General features: G+C 65.8%; 19 protein-coding genes and 1 pseudogene. 12 read left to right on the forward strand and 8 right to left on the reverse strand.

The window, feature by feature from the left end; all coding sequences use genetic code 11:
- The first annotated feature begins 105 nt into the window (after positions 1-105).
- From G9373_RS40080 to G9373_RS47975, 4 genes are all read left to right on the forward strand, one after another.
- The gene (locus G9373_RS40080) at positions 106-1,731 is read left to right on the forward strand and encodes an NAD(P)/FAD-dependent oxidoreductase (RefSeq protein WP_167120509.1); all 1,626 of its coding nucleotides are present in this window, start codon (positions 106-108) and stop codon (positions 1,729-1,731) included.
- Between the two features lie 84 nt (positions 1,732-1,815).
- Positions 1,816-3,198, forward strand: coding sequence for an NAD-dependent succinate-semialdehyde dehydrogenase (locus G9373_RS40085; protein ID WP_167120511.1), 1,383 nt, complete (start codon positions 1,816-1,818; stop codon positions 3,196-3,198).
- The gene (locus G9373_RS40090; protein ID WP_277346735.1) at positions 3,195-3,773 is read left to right on the forward strand and encodes an SDR family NAD(P)-dependent oxidoreductase; all 579 of its coding nucleotides are present in this window, start codon (positions 3,195-3,197) and stop codon (positions 3,771-3,773) included. Before G9373_RS40085 ends, G9373_RS40090 begins: the two co-directional genes overlap by 4 nt.
- 55 nt (positions 3,774-3,828) lie before the next feature.
- Positions 3,829-3,948 (forward strand): SDR family oxidoreductase, encoded by a 120-nt coding sequence (locus G9373_RS47975; protein ID WP_277346736.1) that lies wholly within the window; start codon positions 3,829-3,831, stop codon positions 3,946-3,948.
- 86 nt (positions 3,949-4,034) lie between these two features.
- Here the strand turns inward: G9373_RS47975 and G9373_RS40095 are convergent, their stop codons facing one another.
- A complete protein-coding gene (locus G9373_RS40095; RefSeq protein WP_167120513.1) occupies positions 4,035-4,652 on the reverse strand; it encodes a TetR/AcrR family transcriptional regulator in 618 nt (205 codons plus the stop codon).
- 110 nt (positions 4,653-4,762) lie between these two features.
- Between G9373_RS40095 and G9373_RS40100 the strand changes: the two genes are divergently transcribed.
- The 4 genes from G9373_RS40100 to G9373_RS40115 all read left to right on the forward strand — a co-directional run bounded on the left by G9373_RS40100 (position 4,763) and on the right by G9373_RS40115 (position 7,878).
- Positions 4,763-5,176, forward strand: coding sequence for a carboxymuconolactone decarboxylase family protein (locus G9373_RS40100; protein ID WP_061043212.1), 414 nt, complete (start codon positions 4,763-4,765; stop codon positions 5,174-5,176).
- A 121-nt stretch (positions 5,177-5,297) separates the two neighbouring features.
- Entirely contained in the window at positions 5,298-6,086 is a 789-nt protein-coding gene (locus G9373_RS40105; RefSeq protein WP_167120515.1) for an NAD(P)-binding domain-containing protein, read from the forward strand.
- Between the two features lie 194 nt (positions 6,087-6,280).
- Positions 6,281-6,781, forward strand: a complete 501-nt coding sequence (locus tag G9373_RS40110; protein ID WP_167120517.1) for a hypothetical protein — start codon at positions 6,281-6,283, stop codon at positions 6,779-6,781.
- Positions 6,712-7,878 (forward strand): FUSC family protein, encoded by a 1,167-nt coding sequence (locus G9373_RS40115; protein WP_167120519.1) that lies wholly within the window; start codon positions 6,712-6,714, stop codon positions 7,876-7,878. Before G9373_RS40110 ends, G9373_RS40115 begins: the two co-directional genes overlap by 70 nt.
- 83 nt (positions 7,879-7,961) lie before the next feature.
- On the opposite strand, the gene G9373_RS40120 is transcribed toward G9373_RS40115, so the two are convergent.
- Both G9373_RS40120 and G9373_RS40125 read right to left on the reverse strand, forming a co-directional pair.
- Positions 7,962-9,164, reverse strand: a complete 1,203-nt coding sequence (locus G9373_RS40120; protein ID WP_346842908.1) for an acyl-CoA dehydrogenase family protein — start codon at positions 9,162-9,164, stop codon at positions 7,962-7,964.
- Between the two features lie 48 nt (positions 9,165-9,212).
- Complete coding sequence (locus tag G9373_RS40125; protein ID WP_167120523.1) at positions 9,213-10,457, reverse strand: CoA transferase; 1,245 nt, start codon at positions 10,455-10,457, stop codon at positions 9,213-9,215.
- Positions 10,458-10,563: 106 nt separating this feature from the next.
- On the opposite strand from G9373_RS40125, the gene G9373_RS40130 reads away from it, so the two are divergent.
- From G9373_RS40130 to G9373_RS40145, 4 genes are all read left to right on the forward strand, one after another.
- Positions 10,564-11,481, forward strand: a complete 918-nt coding sequence (locus tag G9373_RS40130) for a LysR substrate-binding domain-containing protein (protein WP_167120525.1) — start codon at positions 10,564-10,566, stop codon at positions 11,479-11,481.
- A 361-nt stretch (positions 11,482-11,842) separates the two neighbouring features.
- A complete protein-coding gene (locus G9373_RS40135) occupies positions 11,843-12,922 on the forward strand; it encodes an IS110 family transposase (protein ID WP_240961003.1) in 1,080 nt (359 codons plus the stop codon).
- A gap of 564 nt (positions 12,923-13,486) precedes the next feature.
- Positions 13,487-14,776, forward strand: a complete 1,290-nt coding sequence (locus G9373_RS40140) for an IS110 family transposase (RefSeq protein ID WP_167120529.1) — start codon at positions 13,487-13,489, stop codon at positions 14,774-14,776.
- A 286-nt stretch (positions 14,777-15,062) separates the two neighbouring features.
- Positions 15,063-16,286, forward strand: coding sequence for an IS110 family transposase (locus tag G9373_RS40145; RefSeq protein ID WP_167120531.1), 1,224 nt, complete (start codon positions 15,063-15,065; stop codon positions 16,284-16,286).
- A 20-nt stretch (positions 16,287-16,306) separates the two neighbouring features.
- Here G9373_RS40145 and G9373_RS40150 read toward each other — a convergent pair.
- From G9373_RS40150 to G9373_RS40170, 5 genes and pseudogenes are all read right to left on the reverse strand, one after another.
- Positions 16,307-16,655: pseudogene (locus tag G9373_RS40150) on the reverse strand (transposase); the annotation flags it as partial.
- A gap of 68 nt (positions 16,656-16,723) precedes the next feature.
- Positions 16,724-17,140, reverse strand: coding sequence for a nuclear transport factor 2 family protein (locus tag G9373_RS40155; protein WP_167120533.1), 417 nt, complete (start codon positions 17,138-17,140; stop codon positions 16,724-16,726).
- 17 nt (positions 17,141-17,157) lie between these two features.
- A complete protein-coding gene (locus G9373_RS40160) occupies positions 17,158-18,735 on the reverse strand; it encodes an amidohydrolase (protein WP_167120536.1) in 1,578 nt (525 codons plus the stop codon).
- Positions 18,736-18,785: 50 nt separating this feature from the next.
- A complete protein-coding gene (locus G9373_RS40165) occupies positions 18,786-19,949 on the reverse strand; it encodes an MBL fold metallo-hydrolase (RefSeq protein ID WP_167120538.1) in 1,164 nt (387 codons plus the stop codon).
- A 58-nt stretch (positions 19,950-20,007) separates the two neighbouring features.
- Positions 20,008-20,508 carry a hypothetical protein gene (locus G9373_RS40170; RefSeq protein WP_167120540.1) on the reverse strand — a complete coding sequence of 167 codons (501 nt, stop codon included), beginning with the start codon at positions 20,506-20,508 and terminating at the stop codon, positions 20,008-20,010.
- Positions 20,509-20,676: the final 168 nt, after the last annotated feature.

Here is a 20,676-nt window from a genome sequence, read left to right on the forward strand (position 1 = left end):
CCCGTGACCCCCTCCCGGGCGGTCCGGTGTTCGCGTGGTCCACCCGCGCCCCTTCGCTTTCACCGCATCTTCTTCCTCTGCATCTGAACGACACAGGAGTTCGCCATGTCTGCACAGACCACTCCCCACATCGTCGACGCCGTTGTCATCGGCGCTGGTTTCGGCGGCATCTATGCCGTCCACAAGCTGCACAACGAACTCGGTCTCACCACAGTGGGTTTCGACAAGGCGGACGGTCCCGGCGGCACGTGGTACTGGAACCGCTACCCGGGTGCCCTCTCCGACACAGAAAGCCACGTCTACCGCTTCTCCTTCGACGAGGATTTGCTGCAGGACGGCACGTGGAAGCACACATACATCACCCAGCCCGAGATCCTCGAGTACCTCGAGGGTGTCGTCGACCGTTTCGACCTGCGCCGCCACTTCCGGTTCGGCACCGAGGTCACCTCCGCGATCTACCTGGACGATAAGGAACTGTGGGAGGTCACCACCGATACCGGTGACGTGTACCGGGCCACCTACGTGATCAACGCCGTCGGACTGCTCTCGGCGATCAATCTCCCGAACCTGCCGGGTCTGGACACGTTCGAGGGCGAGACCATCCACACCGCCGCCTGGCCGGAGGGCAAGGACCTCGCGGGCCGCCGCGTCGGGGTGATCGGCACCGGTTCCACCGGCCAGCAGGTCATCACGGCCCTGGCACCGGAGGTCGAGCACCTGACCGTGTTCGTCCGGACCCCGCAGTACTCCGTTCCGGTTGGTAAGCGCCCCGTGACCGCGGAGCAGATCGATGCGGTCAAGGCGGAGTACGAGGGGATCTGGACGCAGGTCAAGGGTTCGTCGGTGGCCTTCGGCTTCGAGGAGTCTGCCGTGCCGGCGATGAGCGTCTCCGAGGAGGAGCGCAACCGCGTCTACGAGGAGGCCTGGCAGCACGGCGGCGGTTTCCGGTTCATGTTCGCCACCTTCTGTGACATCGCCACCGACGAGGAGGCCAACGAGACCGCCGCGTCGTTCATCCGGTCCAAGATCGCCGAGACGATCGAGGACCCGGAGACGGCCCGCAAACTGATGCCGACCGGCCTGTTCGCCCGGCGCCCGCTCTGTGACGACGGCTATTACCAGGTCTTCAACCGGCCGAACGTGGAAGCCGTCGCTATCAAAGAGAATCCGATCCGCGAGGTCACCGCCAAGGGTGTGGTCACCGAGGACGGGGTCCTGCACGAGCTGGACGTGCTCGTATTCGCCACCGGCTTCGACGCCGTGGACGGCAACTACCGGCGCATGGAGATCCGCGGCCGCGGCGGCCTCAACATCAACGACCACTGGAACGGACAGCCCACCAGCTACCTGGGCATCTCCACCGCGAACTTCCCCAACTGGTTCATGGTGCTGGGCCCCAACGGCCCGTTCACGAACCTGCCGCCGAGCATCGAGACCCAGGTCGAGTGGATCAGCGACACCATCGGTTATGCCGAACGCACCGGGCTCCAGGCGATCGAGCCAACGCCGGAGGCCGAGGCCGAATGGACCGAGACCTGCACCGAGATCGCCAACATGACGGTATTCACCAAGGTCGACTCGTGGATCTTCGGCGCGAACATCCCGGGCAAGAAGCCCAGCGTCCTGTTCTACCTCGGCGGGCTCGGCAACTACCGGACCGTCCTCGCCGACGTCACCGCCAACGACTACCGCGGCTTCGCGCTGAAATCAGCCGACACCATCCCGGCCTGACGCCACAGTCCTCGTCGAGGACCGCCGGGTGCCACCGGACCGATGGCACCCGGCCCCCGTCTCAACCACACAGGAGAACCACCCATGGGTGTGTACACCACCATCGACCCGGTCACCGGGGATCAGATCGCCCAGTACTCGGAGATCTCGGATGCGGAGCTGGACGCTCTCATCGGACGCAGCACGACCGCCTACCGTTCCTGGCGCACCACGCCGTTGGAGCAGCGCCGCGCCGTCCTCACCCGGGCCGCCGAGATCCACCGCGAGCAGGCCGAAGAGCTGGCGAAGATCCTCACCCTGGAAATGGGCAAGCCGATCGCGCAGGCCAAAGGTGAGGTGGCGCTGGTCGCCTCGATCTACCAGTACTACGCCGACCATGTCGAGGAGTACATCGCGGACGAACCCCTCGACATCACAGGGCCGGGCCCGGCCGTCGTCCGCACCGAGCCGATCGGCCCGCTCGTCGGGGTCATGCCGTGGAACTACCCCTACTACCAGGTAGCCCGTTTCGCCGCCCCGAACATCGCCCTGGGCAACACGATCATCCTCAAGCACGCGCGGAACTGCCCGCAGTCAGCCCTCGCCATCGAACGGGTGCTGGCCGAGGCCGGTGTGCCCGCGGGTGTGTACCTCAACGCCTTCATCTCCTCCGCGCAAGTCGCGAATACCGTTGCGGATTCCCGTGTCCAGGGTGTGTCGCTGACCGGATCCGAGAAGGCCGGGTCAGCCGTCGGCGAGGTCGCCGGCCGGCACATGAAGAAATGCGTGCTCGAACTCGGCGGCTCGGACCCGTTCCTCGTGCTCGACGACGCCGATGTCGACGCGGCGGCGGCCGCCGCGGTCGTCGGGCGGCTCGGTAACGGCGGGCAGGCCTGCACCGCGTCGAAGCGGTTCCTCGTCGAGGAACGCGTGTACGAGGAGTTCGTTGGCAAGTTCGTCCACGGGATGGCCGGCTGGCAGCCCGGCGACCCGACCAGCCCCGACACGAAGCTCGGACCGATGGCATCGAACGCGGGGGTCGAGGAACTGGACGAGCTTGTCCAGGACGCGATCTCCCGTGGAGCCGAGGCCCTCTTGGGCGGTAACCGGCCGGAGGGGCCCGGGGCGTATTACCCGCCCACCGTCCTGGCGGGTGTCACGCGTGAGATGCGTGCGTTCAGTGAGGAGTTGTTCGGTCCGGTGGCGGTCGTGTACCGCGTCGGGTCGATGGACGAGGCGATCGACCTGGCTAACGACTCCCCGTTCGGCCTCTCGTCCAGCGTGTTCACCTCGGACCCGGAAAAAGCAGACCGCGTGGCCGAGGAGCTCGAGACCGGCATGGTGTGGATCAACGGCACCAGCAAGAGTTCACCGGACCTGCCGTTCGGCGGCGTCAAGGGGTCGGGGTTCGGCCGCGAGCTCGCCAAGTTCGGCCTCAACGAATTCGCCAACAAGAAGCTGGTTCGAAATCCGAAGGGAACGAAATGACCAAGCGTGTTGAAGGCAAAATCGCCGTCGTGACCGGTGGTGCCACAGGCATGGGACGCACGCACGCCCAGCTGTTGGCGGAAGAGGGTGCCGCCGTCGTCGTCACCGACATCGACGTCGAGGGTGGCAGGGAGACCGTCAAGCTGATCGAGAAGGACGGCGGAACTGCGTCTTTCGTGCAGCACGACGTCTCGAGTTCGGCCGACTGGAAGGTAGTCGTCGACCATGCCGTCGAGTCCCACGGCCGCGTCGACATCCTGGTGAACAATGCGGGCATCCTCGCCTTCACGTCACTGCAGGACACCGAGGAAGACGTGTGGGACCGCATCTTCGCGGTCAACGCCAAGGGCACGTACCTGGGCTGCAAGACGATCATCCCTGCGATGAAAGAGTCGAAGGCGCCGTCGATCGTCAACATCTCGTCGATGTACGGGATCATCGGCGCGCCCAATGCGGCCGCCTACGAGGCATCGAAGGGTGCCGTGCGGACTCTGACGAAGGCCGCTGCAGTGGACCTGCAAGAGTTCGGGATTCGCGTGAACTCTGTGCACCCGGGGTCATTGCGACGGCGATGACACACGACATCCTGGCCGACCCGAAGGGGAGAAGGCTCTCCTGGGCACCACCATCCTGGGCCGCGCGGCCCAGCCGGAGGAGGTCTCCACCGTGGTGCTGTTCCTGGCCTCGGAGGAATCGTCGTTCATGACCGGGTCCGAAGTCGTCGTCGACGGCGGCTACATCGCTCAATAGGAGCGGCTTTGCTTGATCAGTGCACCGCACCTCGGGTGGCATCAGCCGAGGAGCGGTGCACTGCGGCCGTTCTGGACTGCCCCAGATCAGGATGCGAAAGAGGGGCGCAGTGTGGTGACCAGCCGTTGCCCGAAACCGTCGTCCATGGCCGCGCCACTCAGGAAGAACCGGTAATAGATGGGGCCGAGCAACAGATCGGTGACCATTTCGGAGTCGAGGTCAGCCCTCAACTCTCCTCTGGAGATGCCGCGTTCCACCAGCGCGCTCACATCCGCCAACCGGTGGCTCACCACCCGGTCCCGGTAGACACGTGCGAGCTCGGGATCCGCAGCGACCTCCGACACCAGACCCTTCATGACCAGGCCCATCAGAGAGGTGCACATGAGCTCGACGGTCCGGTCGACCAGGCTCACCAGTTCGGACCACGTGTCCGCGGCATACGGCTGGGTGCTCACCTCATCGACCATGTCCAGCAGGACAGCCAGTGCCAGATCGTTCTTGGACCGGTACCGGCGGTAGATCGTGGTCTTCGCTACTCCCGACCGGGCCGCCACGCCTTCGACCGTCAGGTTGCCGAATCCGTTCTCCGCGAGCAATTCCCGTGTGGCGTCGAGGACCGCTCGTTGCGTCCGGGCGCGCCGCTCGTCGTGCCCGGATCCTGCACTCCGGGGTGTTCCGTCGTCGCCCGCCTTCGAGATGTTCACTTCGGCCGCCCTTTCAATTGTCCGCCGGCAAATGCTACCATCGATACGCAACGTAGCGTTTTCTACGCTACGACTCGTCGCCTACCGGCAAATCGAAGAGGAATATCCCCATGACCACAGATCGCTACCAGCGCGGCCTCGACCGCATGATGGAGCTCGTCTCCCCCGAGCACACCAACACCTTCGACCACGTCAAGCTCGTGGAGTCCTACAAGAGCCTGGACGCCGACCTGTCCGACTACATCGTCTCCTTCGCCTTCGGGGACATCTACTCCCGAACCAGCCTGACCCAGCAGGAGCAGACGATGGTGACCATCTCCACGCTGGTCGCCCTGGGCACCGAACCCCAGTTGAAGTTGCACATCAACACCGGGTTCAACGTGGGCCTGACCAAGGAAAAGATTGTCGGTGCCCTGATCCAGTGCATCCCCTACGTCGGATTCCCGCGCGTGCTCAACGGCCTGACCCTCGTCAAGCAGGTCATGGCAGAGCGGGGTCTCGACGCGGAGTCCCCCACGGACTGAACCGATTTCGCCCCACCCGGCGTCCTCTGACGCCCGCCGAACCCGCCGACAGCTCGATGACTCGCCATGCCGGTCCGGCATCTTCTCTCACAACCTTCTCTCTCACACTCGAGGAACGCTCATGCACTTGGTAATCGGACTCGGACCCATCGGCGGAAACATCGGCGCACATCTCGCCCAACTGGGGCAGCAGGTGTACGGCTACGACTTCAACACCGAGCGCGTCCGCGAGTGGTCGGAGGAGACCGCGTCGCCGGCCGGCAGCGACCTGGCGGCACTCGACTGGCCGTCCGTTGACAGCGTCCACGTCGCGGTGCGGCTGGCGGACCAGGTCTCGTCCGTGTTCACCGCGCTCCAGGACCACACCGCGCGGCCGCTGACCGTCTTCGTCCACACCACGCTCGCGCCCGCGGACGCCCGGAAGATCATGTCCTCGGCCCCGGACAACTGGCGCGTCTTCGAGGCCCCTGTCTCGGGTGGCCCCCAGGGTGCCCGCCAAGGCTCGATGACCATCTTCCTCGCCGGACCCGGCACCGTCCCAGCGGAGGACCGGCTGCTGGCCGACATCTCCGGCCGCGTCTTTTCGATGGAGTCCTACGGGCAGCCGGCCCTGGTGAAACTCCTCAACAATGCGCTGGCCACCTACAACCTGGCCGCCACCGCACGGATGCTCAACCTCGCAGCCGAACACGGGGTACCGGCCAAGGGCCTTTTCGAGGTGATCGGCGTGTCGACCGGCCAGAGCTGGATGAGTGACAACCTCGTCGACGTCCAGTACGACCTGCTGCTCAAGGACGTCGGACTGCTCCGCGGCGAACTCGGTTCACTGCCCGCCGCAAATCTCGACGACGACGTCGAACAGGCGATCCTTCAGGCGAGAGCGCTGCTCGGCGCCGATCCCCAGGCATGAGCCGTGTGCGGGACGGTGAAACTGTACCCGCGTCACCACTGCTCGGTCCGGCGTCGATGACATTCCTCTAAAGGCCCACCGCCCTCGCCTTGCGAGCACGCACCAGGCGACGGGCCGGGTCGCCGTGGGTGCGCGAGGCCTGGCCGGACTGCTCGCGGAGAACGTCGGCTCGTCCAACTCGAAAGGATTCCCGGGTGCTCCTGCCCCTGCGCGCAACCCGCCACCGCATGCGCCCCTGGTTCGTTGATTTCTTCGCCTTGCGCGGCGCGCGGGGAACCATCGCCCCGTCCCTGCAAGCGGGCAGCATCTCCTCCGTGACGGTGGTGGTCTCCTGCCTGCTGTTCGGGCCACAGCTGGGTGCGATCTCCCTGTTCGGCTCGATGCTCGCTCTGTGGGAGGCCGAGAGGCCGCTGTGGGCGCGGGTGCGCAATGGGCTGCTGATCGCCTCGACGATGAGCGTCGCGATGGGCCTCGGCGTCATCGTCGCCCCCTATCGGTGGGCGACCATCCCGGCGATCGTGCTGCTCATCCTGACCGCCGCCGTTACCTACCACGCATTCCTGCTGACCCGGGGCCCGGTCCCCTTCTTCTGTTCTACGGTGCCGTCCTCGGCACCTATTTCGGCATGGACCCGCATCTCGGATGGAAAATCGTCGGAATCACGGCCTTTGCCGCCCTGTTCGCCGGCTGCCTGACGCTGCTCGTCCTCGTCACCGACCCGCACCGCCCGGAGCGCCGTGCGATTGCCGACGCCCGGCGCGCCGTCGAGCGCTACCGCGCCGCCGCCTCGAACGCATCCGGTACCGCTCCTGCTGCCGAGCGGTCCCGCAGACTCCTGGCCAGTGCATATGCCGCCGTGAACCGTGCCTGGCTGACATTGAACTCCGCCCACCCAGCCACCGCTGGCCGCGGCCATCACCACCGCGAAGGCGAACTCCTCACCGTCAACCGGGACCTGGCCGTCGGCGTCCTGGAAAGTTCCCACGTTCCCGGCCAGGTGCGCACGCTCTCTCCCGACACCCCGCTGCTGCTCGGCCGACCCAGCCTCTCCTTCCTGCTGGCCCATGCCCTGCGCCGGGACTCGGTCGCCTGGTTCACGGCGTGGAGAATCGGCCTGGCCGCAGGGGTCGCCGGCGTCGCCAGCGAACTGGCGGGCATCGGACACCCCTACTGGGCGATCCTCACGGCCGCACTCGTGCTGCATCAATGGACCGGTCGCCGTGCCACCACGCTGCGGGCTGCCCACCGCGCGGTCGGCACGATCGTCGGACTCTTCGTCGTCGCGCTCGTCGTGGTCCTCGACCCCGGCCCCTGGTGGGCCGTGGCGATCATCGTCGTCTGCGTGATCGGACAAGACCTTCTCGTCCCGTTCAACTACTTCCTCGCCCTCATCCTCGTGACCCCTATGTCGCTGCTCGCCATCGAAGCCACCGGCCAGGGCGGTACCCCCTCAGGGCTGCTCATGGATCGGCTGCTCGGCACCCTCCTCGGAGTTGCCATCGCCGTGGCCATCACCTGGGCCACCAGCTACCGGTTCCCCGAACGTCTCCTGCGCGCCCAAAACGCCCGGGTGGGAACCGCTATCGCCGCCGTCGAGGGCCACAATGCGGACGGCACAGCATTCACTCCGGCCGGACGCAGGGCGCGCGTCGAACTCAGCTACGAACTCACCCACCACCTCAGCGTCCTCGACCGCGCTGCCGCCGAGGACCCGCGACTGACGTCCTTGAAGGACACCGACGACGTACTGATCGACGACGGCTACACGGCGCTGGCGAAAGCCTGGGTTTGATGGAGGTTTGCTGCTGTCCTGGAGAAGGCAGTGCCGTCACTGGTCATCCGGCCGAGCTCACCCAGGGGCGGGCGCGGAGACGATCAGTGGAAGGCTGAGATGCCGGTGATGTCGCGACCCACGAGAAGTGCCTGAATCGAGTCCGTCCCCTCGTGGGTGGACACGACCTCCATATCGGTCAGGTGCCGCGCGACGTGGTTCTCGAGCAGCAGGCCGTTGCCGGCGAGTAGGTCACGCGCCTCGCTACAAATCCACTTGCCCTTCTGCGCGGTGGCCATTTTGACCAGGGATGCCATGGCGTTGGTCAGCGCACCCTTGTCGGCCAGTTCCGCCATGCGGTTACACATCAGCTGCATCGCGGTCAGCTCGCTGAGCATGTTGGCGAGACGGGCCTGGACCAGCTGGTAGCCGGCGATCGGATTGCCGAACTGCACCCGCTCGGCGGCGTAGTCGGCGGCGATCTCGAAGCAGGCCATGGCGTGGCCGACGGCCTCCCACGCAGCGCCGCCGCGGGTGGCCTGCAGGACACGGGAGACGTCCGCGAAGGACCTGCAGTTCTCCAGCCGGTCGGCCTCGGGGATACGCATGTTCTCGATAACGATGTCAGCCTGCAGAATTGCGCGTTTGCCGATCTTGCCGGTGATGACGGTCGGGTTGTAGCCGGCCGGGTGGTTGCCGTTCCCGTCCTTCTCGACGACGAACGCGCTGACCTCGCCGTCCTCGGTGTTGCGGGCGAACAGTACGACCACATCCGCCGCGTGTCCGTTGCCGATCCAGCGCTTGTGGCCGTCGATCACCCACGTGTCACCGCCGCGGCGGGCGCTGGTTTCCAGTGCGACCGAATCGGATCCGTGGTCCGGTTCAGTCAACGCGAACGCACCCGTCGTTTCGAGCCCGGCCAGGGCAGGCAGCCAGCGCTGCCGCTGTTCGGCGCTGCCGAGCAGGTTCAACGCTCCCATGCACAGGTTGGAGTGCACACCAAGGAAGGTGTTGATGCTCCCGTCGGCCCTGGCCATCTCCCGGGCGACCATGCCCGCGGCCTTCCGGCTCATCCCCGGGCACCCGTAGCCCTGGATGGTCGTTCCGATGATGCCGAGCTCGGCCAGCGGAGGCAGCAATTCGTAGGGGAACTCGGCCTTCTCCCAATAGCCATTGATGATGGGAAGGACCCGCTGTTCGGCGAACTCGCGAACCTTGTCGCGGATCGCCAGCTCCTCCGGGGTCAGCTCGTCGTCGAGATGGAAGTAGTCGGAGATCGCGGCGGCGCGGTTCGGTGTGGTGGTCACGGATGAGTCCTCTCTCACCGCTCCCATGGATGGGTTACTGGTTCGGGGCTAGCTTCGTGAAGCGGCCGCGTGCAGCCACTCGAGGATGTCACCCCGGTCGGCGTCGATGCCGGGCGGCACGAGGTCGTAGCTGGCCGGCGTCGCCGAGAATGTGATCGGGTTGCGCACCCCGGGAAGAGATTCTTCACCGTCGCCCACCGCCACGACGGGTTCCAGCCCGAGGCGCTCCGCGAATTCGAATCCGCCGCGAACATCGTTGATCGGGGCACACGGCAACCGTGCCTCGGTGAAGATGTCGAACCATTCGGACGCGGGCTTGGCGGCCAGCAGTTCCTGCAGGATGGGGCGCAGCGCCGAACGGTTGTGGCTGCGGTCTGGTGGTGTCGCAAACCTGGGGTCCGTTGCCAGCTCGGGCGCACCGATGACGTCGCACAGAGTGCGGAATTGCCGGTCGTTGCCGATGGCCAGGACGATGTCGCCGTCCGCGGTGGGCAGCGGCTCGTAGGGATAGATGCTGGGATGCTCGTTACCCATACGGGTGGGCACATTCCCGCTGAGCAGGAACCCGGCGGTCTGATTGACCATGCCTGACAGTGCCGAGGACATGAGGTTCACTTCGATGCGCTGGCCCCGGCCACTGCGGCCGCGTTCGTGCAGCGCGGAGAGGACTCCGATGGCGGCATGGAGTCCGGTGATGACGTCGAAGACCGCGACGCCGGAGCGGTAGGCGGGGAGATCCGGATCCCCGGTGAGGCTCATCATCCCGGACATCGCCTGGACGAGCAGGTCGTATCCGGGCAGGGCGGCACCTCCGGCCGAGCCGAATCCGGTAATCGACGCATACACGACAGCGGGGTTGCGTTCCGCAATGGACGCGTAGTCGAGGCCGAAGCGGTCCAGTCCGCCAGGCTTGAAGTTCTCGACGACGACGTCGGCACTCTCGGCAATACCGCGGGCCGTCTCGAGATCGTCGGGGTCGCCGAAGTCCAACGCGATCGACCTCTTGTTCCGGTTGATCGACAGGTAGTACGTGGACTGACCGTCGAAGACCGGCGGTTTCCACGCACGGGTTTCATCACCGGACGGGCCCTCCACCTTGATGACGGTGGCGCCCATGTCTGCCAGAAGCATGGTGCAGTAGGGCCCGGCCAGGACCCGGCTGAAGTCGGCGACAACGATTCCGGCCAACGGACCGCTTGCGTTGCGGCCGAAAGCATCCCGATGCTCGCTGCCCGGTTGCCCGTCTTCAGCCGTCCGCGGGTCGGAGGGGGCTGTGGTGCAGTGCGTTGTCATGAATCCTCTTCCTTCAGGGAGATTCTCTCCACCATCCCACCGCCATTACGCCGCGTCCAATACTTACTGATGGCGCTACTATTTCATTTAATGAAATAATAGCGGTGTGGATTTCCAACAACTTCGGGTGTTCCTCGCAGTGGCGGAGGAACTACATTTCGGGCGGGCGGCCGAGCGACTACACCTCGCGCAGCCACCGGTCAGCCGGATAGTGCGACAACTCGAGCGCGACCTCGGAACCGACCTCTTCATCCGGAGCACACGCAGCGTCCGGTTGACCGTGGCCGGAGCGGCGCTGGTGGCACCCGCCCAGGAGATGCTCGCCGCCGAGCAGAGGGCCCGCGCCACCGTGCTGGCCGCCGATCGCGGGGAGGCAGGCACTGTCACGTTCGCCTACGCCGGTGCATCGACCCACGTACTCGTGGGAGTGCTGGCCCGGGAGGTCAGGAAGGCCCACCCCGGCATCGAATTTCGGCTCTACAGCCAGGATTTCGCGCTCCCCGCGCTCGCCCGGGTTCTCCGGGGCGAGGTCGACGTCAGCCTCGGCCGGTGGGATTTCGTGCCCGCCGGTGTCCGGTCCCGCATCATCGTCGACGAACACCTCGTCGTGGCCGTCCCGGCATCCCACCCGCTCGCCTCGAAAAAGGAAGTGCACATGGCGGAGCTTGCCGGAGAACCGTTCGTGGCCCTGCCCCCGCACGAAGGCTCGGTACTGGGCGACCGGTTGCGCAGGCTGAGCCTGGGGGCGGGATTCGATCCCGACATCGTGCAAAGGGCACCCGATTCGTGGACCGCCATGGCGCTGGTGGGCGCCGAAGTCGGATGCTCCCTGACGGTGTCGTCAGTCGCGGAGAACGTGACGGACCCGCATGTGCACTTCCTGCGGGTGCTCGACGAGACCCTGCCGATCCATCTGCGCATGGCGTGGCGCCCGACCTCGGACAACCCGGCCCTGCCTCCGGTTCTGACACTTGCGGAACGCGTCTGGCCCGGCCGTCCCGACGACGCAGCCCCGCAGGAGTAAAACGCCCGTCCGGCACCGGATGAACCGCAGAAGGCTACCGGTGAGGGTACTTACCGTCGCCGGGGCACCGCGATCGACGCTGTCCACCAGGATTGGGGGTTGCCCGCGCCGACCGGCTGACCCGGGGCCCGGAGCGAGCTGATTCGTACCGTGATTCAGGTCGGTATCGGGGTTTGGGGTGGCTCGTCGCTCCACTGAGGAGTTCGACCCTCGATCACCGCGCGGACGCCTTCGTCGAAGTCAGATCGGCGCATTAGACGATATGAGGGGCTGGGCTGAGGCCCACGCACATGTGAACGTGGGTTGCCGACAGGAAACGGGTCCTGGCCGGTAGAGCCACAAGATGTGGGAGGCCCCAGCGATGAATCAGCGTACGAGCATTGGATTGGATGTGCACGCACGATCGGTGGTCGCCTGCGGCCTCGACGGGCGAACCGGTGAGCTGTTCGAGCGAAGATTGACACCGGATCACCGTGAAATCGTGGGCTGGAGCAGGTCCCTACCGACGCCGGTGGCGGTGACCTACGAGGCCGGGCCGACCGGCTTCGGGCTGGCCAGGTCACTGACCGCGGCGGGCATCGAGTGCCTGGTCGCGGCACCGTCGAAGCTGCAGCGCCCGCCCGGAGATCGGGTCAAAACCGACGCGCGCGACGCGCGGCATCTGGCTCGTCTGCTGCACCTCGGTCAGATTGTCGAGGTGGCGGTGCCCAGCGTCGAGCAGGAGGCGGCCCGGGATCTGGTGCGCGCCCGTGAGGACTGTCGTGGGGATCTGATGTCGGCCCGGCATCGGGTGTCGAAACTACTTCTGCGGCAAGGGATCGTCTACTACGGCGGCCACGCGTGGACGAAGGTGCACGACACCTGGCTGCGCACCCAGCACTTCGATGCGCCCGGTCTGCAGCTGGCGTACGAGACCGCCTACGACACCATGCTCGCGGCGGTGGACCGGCGGGATCGGCTGGATGCGGCGATCGCCGAGATGGCAGCGACAAGTATCTACACCCCGGTGGTGACCCGGCTCGGGTGCCTGCGCGGGGTCGCGGCGCTGACCGTGTTCGCGTTGGCCGTCGAGATCGGCGACTGGCAGCGGCTCACCGGCCGCTCGATCGGCGCCTACCTGGGGCTGGTGCCCAGCGAATCGTCGTCGGGCGCGATGCGGTCGCAGGGAGCGATCACCAAGACTGGAAACGGGCACGCGCGCCGACTGCTGATCGAGGCCGCCTGGCAACACCGTCGCCCGTATCGTCCCGGGGTGGCTCTGCGGCGGCGATGGGACCACGCCGGCCCGGCGGCCCGCGCCCGCGGTCAGCAGGGTAACCGGCGCCTGCACGCCCGGTGGAACGACTTCGATCAGCGGCACAAGCGACCGGCAGTGGCCAACACCGCGATCGCCCGGGAACTCGCCGGTTGGTGTTGGTCACTGGCCGTCCTCGACGACTGAGGCGGACGGGCGCCACGAGCATTCCTCGGTACCCTGATCCTGATCGTCACTCGCCGGACGGCAAGGTCGGTTCTCCTCGCTGCGCTGCGGGGACTCCACCCTGCCTCACCGACTCGTGACGATCCGACAGGCCCGGGACCGGAGGAATTCCCGAGGCGCCCGACAGATGTCCGGACGACCCTCCGTGGTGGTGACGGCAGCGCCTGGGAGTGACCCGCGAGCGCCCTATGAGCAATCCTCAACTGTGCGTTGGGATCACGCTCGCCATTAGACCCGCGAACCACTCCAGCCGAACAGTCCGTCCTGCGGTAGCCAACCCGCGTATATCAGTTATGTGGTCCCCTTCCGGGGACGCCCGCGCATGCGGGAAAATCGGGTGCGGTCGCTCGCCGAGGTCAATCACTCTTTGGCGCCGGTGAGCCCGAATATCAGTTTGATCCGGGGAGCCGATGGTGGGGCTGCGCATTGTTGCCACGAGCACGAGGGTCCGACTCTTTTCTTTCCCTGTTCGGCTCCTGCGGGCGACCGCGTTCATGCATCGGTTTCGTGGGAAGGATCTTCGTCATGGATGAGGTCGACGATGTCGAACTGTTGGTGGAACGGGTCGCGGCGCTGGATCTCGGCAAAGCCGTGCTGGAGGCGTGTGTGCGGGTGCCGCACCCGCAGCGGCCCGGTCGGCGAATGCAGGAGCTGCGCGGTTACGGCACGACCACCGCACAGCTGTTGGCGATGGTGGCCTGGTTGCGGCACTGGCACGTGCAGCGGGTGGTAATGGAATCCACCAGCACCTACTGGAAGGGCGTGTACTACCTTCTCGAAGCCGAGGGCTTCGACTGCTGGCTGGTCAACGCCCGCGAGGTGAAGAACGTGCCCGGCAGGGCGAAAACCGACCGGGCCGAAGCGGTCTGGCTGGCGAAGGTGGTCGAGCGTGGCATGTGCCGGCCGTCGCTGGTGCAGCCGCCCGAGATCCGCCGGCTACGCGACCTCACCCGCTACCGCCGTGCCCTGGTGCAGGACCGCACCCGCGAGCAGCAACGGGTCGAGAAGCTGCTCGAGGACGCCCAGATCAAGATCTCATCGGTGCTCTCGGACCTGCACGGCGTATCCGGACGGGCGATGATGCACGCCCTGATCGCCGGAGAGCGGGATCCGCGGACACTGGCCCGGCTGGCCAAGAGCGGTGCACGGAAGAAGACCGACCAGCTCGAAGAGGCGCTGCGCGGATTCTTCACCGACCACCACGCGACGATTCTGAAGATGATGCTCGACAACAGCGACCGGATCGGCGCCCAGATCGCCGCACTCGACGCGCTGATCGAGGACGCGATCAGCCCTTTCTCCCGACAGGCAACCCGCCTCGCTGACATCGTCGGCGTGAACACCGTTGCCGCCGCCGAGTTGATCGCCGAGACGGGGGTCGACATGACCCGATTCCCGTCCGCCGCGCACCTTGTGTCGTGGGCGAAGTTCTGCCCGCAGACCCACCAGTCCGCCGGCAAGTCCATGAGCAAGGGCCGCGGCAAGGGCAACCCATGGCTGGCCGGCACGCTTGGCCGCATCGCGTTCGCCAACTCCCGCGCCGACACGTTCCTGGGCACCCGCTATCGGCGCCTAGCCCGACGTCGCGGCAAGCAGAAGGCGATCGTGGCCACCGGCAACTCGGTACTCACCGTCATCTACCACCTGCTCTCGGACCCAGACGCCAAATTCTGCGACCTCGGGCCCGGATACTACGAATCCCGGATCAACAAGCACCGCCGCGCCCGCGACCTCGCCACCCAGCTCCAGGTACTCACCGGCCAGCACATCGCCATCCGCGACGGCAAAGCCGTCATCACTGACACCGCGGCCTGACCCCAAACCTAACGCGGCAGAACAACATAACCCGGCTCCGCCGGGTGCCTTCGGCCTGCCCACTCACCATCCAATTTTCGGGTCAGAGTGACCGCGCGTCGATACAGACACGCTCGCCACCACCTCCCCCGGTCATTCGGCCAAAATGAAGCGGCGTCCGCGGCGACGGTCATGGGCGCCGCTTCTCCCTGCCCCCCTTGACAAAGTCGATCCCATATCAGGGCGCTGATGGTTCTTCCGCACGCTGCCGAATGTGGTCGAGGTCGAGGACGATGGGAGAAGCTCAGTGCGGTTGTTCGTCGGAGATGACTGGTCGGAAGAACATCATGATGTCGAGCTGATGGACTCGGCCGGGCGCAGGCTCAGCAAGGCGCGGCTACCGGAAGGGGTGGCCGGGATCGCGCGGTTGCACGCGATGATCGGCGACCAACTCAGCGACAATGTCGACGAGTCCGAGGTGGCGATTGGAATCGAGACCGACCGCGGCCCGTGGGTTGCGGCGCTGGTGGCCGCCGGCTACACAGTATTCGCGGTAAATCCGTTGCAGGCAGCTCGGTTTCGGGAGCGCAGCGGTGTTTCGGGCGCGAAGAGCGACGCCGCCGACGCCCACATGCTGGCCGACATGGTGCGCACCGATTCGCACCAGTTGCGGCCGGTTACCGGCGACAGTCCCGAGGCCGAGGCGATCAAGGTCGTGGCCCGCGCGCACAAGACCCTGATCTGGGAACGCACCCGCCACACCCGGCGGCTGCGGCACGCGCTGCGCGAGTACTTCCCTGCCGCGTTGGAGGCGTTCGACGACCTCGACGCCGTCGATGCCCTCGAGCTGCTCGGGAAGGCTCCGGACCCGGCCTCGGCGGCGCGACTGACACGCGGTCAGATCGCTGCGGCGCTGCGGAACGCCCGCCGACACGACATCGAGACCAAGACCGATCGGATCCAGGCTGCTCTGCGCGGCGAACACCTGGGCCGGGCGGCGGTGATCACTACCGCCTACACGGCCACCACCCGCTCCGCCGTCGCCGTGTTGAGCACTCTCAATCACGAGATCAAGGCGTTGCAAGGGCAGGTAGATGCACATTTTGGCCGGCACCCGGACGCTGAGATCATCCTGTCCCAGCCCGGGATGGGCACTCCGCTCGGCCCCCGGGTACTCGGTGAGTTCGGCGACGACCCCGAACGGTATGCCACCGCGAAGGCCCGCAAGAACTATGCCGCCACCAGTCCGATCACCCGCGCCTCCGGCAAAAAGAAGGTCGTCGCGGCCCGGTTCGTCCACAACGATCGGCTCGTCGATGCGCTGAGCTCGCAGGCGTTCTCGGCCCTGCAGGCTTCTCCCGGCGCCCGCGCCTACTACGACAAACAACGCGACCGCGGTCTCGATCACGGCCCTGCCCTGCGGCAGCTCGCCAACCGGCTCGTCGGCATCCTGCACGGATCCCTCAAGACCCGCACCCGTTACGACGAAGCGACGGCATGGGCGCATCACGTCGAGAAGGCTGCCGCTTGACATCCCAAGCTCCTGGGATGTCTTTTCGCCCGGACGCTCGCCGCGTCCAGGATCGCTGCCGACCAGTCCAGTTCGCCGGCCCCACCGAGTCGGTCGAGCACCTCACCACGCAGTCTCTCGAAAACCCCCGCCGCCACCCACGTAGTGAACCGGCGGTGCGCGGTAGGAACGGTGACCCCGAACGACGGCGGCAGATGGCGCCACGCACATCCACTGGTCAGCACGTACACGATCGCGGTGAACACCGCCCGGTCATCCACCGGAGCGCTGCCACCTCCCTGCGGGCGAGAGACGAAGCGGCGGCAGCAACGGTTCGACGATCTCCCACAACGCATCCGGCACCAACCGCGGAGACAACTCATCTACCACAAGTCACATCATGCACCAGATGTCACTTCATCCACATGAGACACGCTCTTAAGCGTTTGACAAATGAGTCAGAGAAGACCGAGTTGGTTCAATACGGCCAGTTGGTCCCAGTAGCGGCGGGTGGTCGTGATGGCGCCGTTGGTGACGTCGTGGACGTCGCAGAACGGCACCGACAGGGTGCGTCCGGTCGCAGGGATCGGGCCGTCCGGGGTCGTCAATATCCCAGTGTGAGTGCCGGAGGCGATGAACTCGGCCACGACAAGGTCAGCGCCGGCGTGGACGGTTAAGTTCTCGCAACGTCCCTCAGGGAAGGGTCCGTCCCAGTTCTGGTAGTTGGTGGCCATACCCACTGGACCGGTGAAGGTTTCGCCGGTGGGAATGTTCGTCCAGGATGCGCTGGGCGAGAATGCGTCTACCCAGGCTTGTCGGTCGCGGGCGTGCCACGCGTCGTAGAGACCGAGGATGATGTCCGTCGCGGAGTGCACGTTACGTGGTCCTTTCGTCAGAGGGCGGCGTCGTCTGAGATGTATGCGGTGCGTCCTTCGAAGACCGTGGACACGACCTGGGTGGCGTGGATTTCGTGGAGGTCAATCTCGAGGAGATTGCGGTCGAGGACGATGAAGTCGGCACGTTTGCCTACTTCGATCGAGCCTTGGAGGTGCTCGCGGCCGACGGCGCGGGCGCCGATGCGGGTGAGGGCTTCGATGGCTGTCTCGATGGAGATGGATTCGTCACCGCGGTCGAGCATGCCCTGCACGGCAGGAAACAGGTTCGGGTCGGGGGTGATGATCCAGTCTGACCCGACGGTCATGGTGGCATCCGCTTTGTGGACGGAGGCGAACTTGAATCCCTGGTCGAGCCCGTACTCGGGAATGTGCCAGATAGCCGGAGACATCTCGGCGACCACGTTCAGTTCCCGGAATCGCTCCAGATCGTCCTTGTGAATGTAGGTGCAGTGGGCGATCTCGTGTTGGGTAGTGCTCGTGGGATTCTCTGCGCGTACACTTTCGTAGGCGTCAAGGGCTGCACGTACCGACCCTTCGCCGGCGCAGTGGATCTTCACGGTCAAGCCGTCGCGGTCGAAGCGGGTGATCGCCTCGCGTAACTCGTCTGAGGGGACGAGGAGGTGGGTGGAGTCGATGTCGCCGTCAGCGGTGAGATCTGCCTGCGTCATATGTGGGGGCAGGGGTGCGCCGTCGAGCCAGATCTTGACGAATCGGGTGTCGACGTGTGGCGAGGCGACGCTGTCGTGGCGATCGATCAGCTCGTCGAGTTCTGCGCGGCTTGCCCCGCCGAATCCTTCTTCCCGCCAGACCAGATGCGCGGCGATGTTCAGGTCGAGGGTGCCGGTTCCGTCCATGGCCGTAAGGACCCGCAGTTCCTGCGGTGAGGCCGAGGCTTCCTGAACCGAGGTGATTCCGAATCGATGACAGGTGGCCACCGCCCACTCGAGCGCTTGGCGGTATATGTCGTCGGTGTAGTCGGGGATGGCGCGCAACACCGGCCAGCGGGCTTGTTCGACCATCTCACCGGTCAGTTCACCGGTCTGCTCGCGCCGCACGTAGCGCCCGTGGTTGGGGTCAGCGGTGGTGTCGGTAAGTCCGGCCAGTTCGAGGGCTTTGGTGTTCGCCAGTCCGTGATGAATGGTGTAGTCGTAGAGGAAGACCGGTTGATCGGGGAACCGGGTATCGAGGTGGGCGCGGTCCGGGGTGTGTCCGAAGAAGTCGGGGGCGTACTCGCCTGCGATGATCCATGATGGCTGCCCGTCGCGAGCCGGGCCGTGGCAGCTGCACGCGGCGAGGCTGTCGAGCATCTGTTGCACGGTGCCGGTAGGGTCGATCCGACCCTGGAATCGATGCTTCAACCCACTGAAGAGCAGGTGGGTGTGGGCGTCGTGGATTCCGGGCATGACCATCCGGCCGCCGAGGTCGACGATCTCCGCGGCGGTTCCTGCGGCGGTGAGGATTTGCTCGGTAGTTCCGATCGCGGTGAACGTGCCGTCTTGGACGAGGACGGCCTCGGCCCATGGCCGTTGTGAATCGACGGTGTAAAACCGTCCGTTGACGTACGCGGACTTCATCTGAGGGGCTCCAGGGTGCTGACGTTGCGAGAGGTGGTGTGCTTCGGAGGCTATCCGCGCAAGTTGATCGCGGCGAGGTCGGTGCCGATGTGGAAGGTGCCGGTGAAATTTTCCTGGGCTCTCTGCCAGCGTTCGACGGGGGGCTCAGCGGGAACGAGGTGGTGAAGCGCGAGTTGGCGTGCCCCGAGTGCGTCGGCGAACTGACCGAGTTCGGTGGAAGGCATATGTGAGGTCATGAGATGGTGACGAAGCGCTTCGTTGTCGGCGTACAGCTCGTCGATCCAGCTGGTGTCGATTACCTCATGCAGGAGGAGGTCGGTGTCGGCAGCCATCCGCGCAAGATTTGTCGACTTGCCGGTGTCTCCGGAGATTACGACCGACCCGTCGTCGGTGTCGAAGCGGTACGCGAAGGCGGGAAAGACGGGGAAATGGTTGACCAGGGTGGCAGTGACCTGGACCCGATCATCCTCGTACACCGGAAACGGGTTCATGTCGGGCATCGTCTCGAGCGTTTCGATTGCCGGGTCGAAGCCGGGAATGGCGATGTCGTGGACGTTGATCAGGCTCCGCAGATCGGTGAACCTGTTATCTCGGACGCGGTCGTTAATGTCGGTGGCGTACGCGTCGAAGAGGGAGTTCGTCATGTCGGTAAGGCCGGGCATCGGATTAGCAGGGCTTGCCGGTGGTGGAGGTTGGCTGCCCTGGTATGCGGTGGTCAGCGAAGTGCGGCGGCCTGGTCCGATAACCTCTACCGGTCGGGTGATCTTTTGTAGTCCAGCCCACCAACCGTAGTTGAACATCTTGAAGTAGTCGATGGTGTGGTCGGAGTGCAAGTGGGTGACGAACAGGCCACGGAGAGTCGAGAATTGCTCGTCCGGGGCCTCCCCCGTGGGGTTGGCCCTGAAGAACTGTTCGGCGGCACGGTCACCGGTATCGACGACATAGACCGCGTCCCCGACGACGACTGCTGTCGATATCCCGGTCGCATTCTGCTTGGCGTACCACGCTGGCCCGCCCGCGGTGCCTAGCAAGATGACGTGAGGTCGGGTCGTGTCGACGTCACCGGTTACCGGGCTCGCGGTGGCCGCACCTGGGGTACTCGGCTCGTCTGTAGACGAGCAGGCCGCGAGGGTGGCGGCTCCTATGACGCCCAGTGTGCCGGCCAAGACGGATCGACGGGGCAGCCCGTAGGGAGCGCGGCTGGTGAGACACATACGGTTCCTTTTCATCTGGGGACGGGAAGTCGGTCAATGCATGCGTGCCGTCCAGCCGCTACGCGGTGCCGGGGCCGGTGACGCCTGCCCCGTAGGTGTGCAAGTGCGATGCGAGGATGCCTCCGTCGCCGCGGCCCGAGAGTTGGTGTTCGGCGAAGGCGAGCAGGGTGTGTTCGTGGTCGAACACCACCTGCATGTCGACGGTGGCCTCTGATGGTGCCAGTGCGAGGAGCTGCTCGAACTGCGGCAATGCCTCGCGTGCGATGCGGGTGGTCTCGTGCATGAACCCTGCCCAGGACTCTCCGACGATTGTTTGCGCGAAATCATAGGCGGCGGAGCGCTGTCGGATTCGGTGCGTGTCGACCGTCGCGAGGTCGAGGTGACCGGCAAGGCGACGTCGGGTCGATTCCTCGAGTTGATACAGCGAGAGCAGGTCCGGCCGGTGATCGGGGTGGGCGTCGGCGGCGATCAGATCCGCGAGGAAGGCGGCCCCGAACTCCTCCCCGAGATATGCCCACCGCACCAAATCCCGATACCGTTGGTCCGAGTTTTCACTCATCTCGTCTCCGAGGTCTGCGGGAGTGCTGGTGCCGGCCGATCCTCGGCGGGTTCGCGCAGGGTCAGCGGTACCTTGTCCTGGACGAGTTTGCGGTAGACGAACAGCACGACGCCGATCAGCAGCAGCGCCAAGCCCAGGAACACCTCTTTGACGCTGCCGACGTAGCTC

Source organism: Rhodococcus sp. A14 (assembly GCF_011603105.1).
Taxonomy (GTDB): Bacteria; Actinomycetota; Actinomycetes; order Mycobacteriales; family Mycobacteriaceae; genus Rhodococcus_F; species Rhodococcus_F opacus.